The following is a 554-nucleotide window of genomic DNA, read 5'->3' as shown; positions in this document are numbered from 1 at the left end:
CATCCCTGCTTGTCGCTTGAACCCCAATGCTGGCGGTTCTGTAGGTGTTCACCCTAAGCGTACGTAAAATACACTTTCGTGTCGTGACCCCAAATACGCCTCCTGGTCAGCGTTCCGGTTCTCGAACGCGCCAGGTGAGGACGTGACCAGGTATTCGATGCACTGGACGGCGGTCTTGCGGATCTTCTCAGGTAGCGCCTTCTCGAACGCGATCATGCCCTGTTTGACGTGCTGCGGCCCGATCAGGTCATTGTCTGGCGTTCTCGTGTCGTCAGCGTTTGGCGTATCCTGCTCTCGGTAGGCGATCTTCATGGACGCCCTGACGGACTTGGGCGATTTGAGTTTCTGAACCCGAAGAATGGCGAATTTTGACATGGTGTTTCAGCCCCCTTTTTTCAAAAKGTKGACTTACTACACAATTTGCAAGCAAATTGTCGTAAGCTGAAGAAGGAAACCCCTTCTTCAGATATATTCAGAAAGCTTCTTTTTTTGTCGGTAATGGCACATTTGGCTGACCGACAAACCATTCGTAGAGTGATCCTTCACTCTACGAA

Annotated in this window: 1 protein-coding gene; it reads right to left on the bottom strand. The window is 50.9% G+C overall.

What is annotated here, in order from left to right; translation table 11 throughout:
* Positions 1–48: 48 nt before the first annotated feature.
* Entirely contained in the window at positions 49–375 is a 327-nt protein-coding gene (locus KP705_RS16515) for a plasmid recombination protein (protein ID WP_252348436.1), read from the bottom strand.
* Between the last annotated feature and the right edge of the window lie 179 nt (positions 376–554).

Origin of the sequence: Gluconobacter sp. P1D12_c (genome assembly GCF_018812105.1) — a bacterium.
Taxonomy (GTDB): domain Bacteria; phylum Pseudomonadota; class Alphaproteobacteria; order Acetobacterales; family Acetobacteraceae; genus Gluconobacter; species Gluconobacter oxydans_A.
Note: the sequence above shows the minus strand (reverse complement) of the source record. Positions and strands in the feature narration are given on the sequence as shown.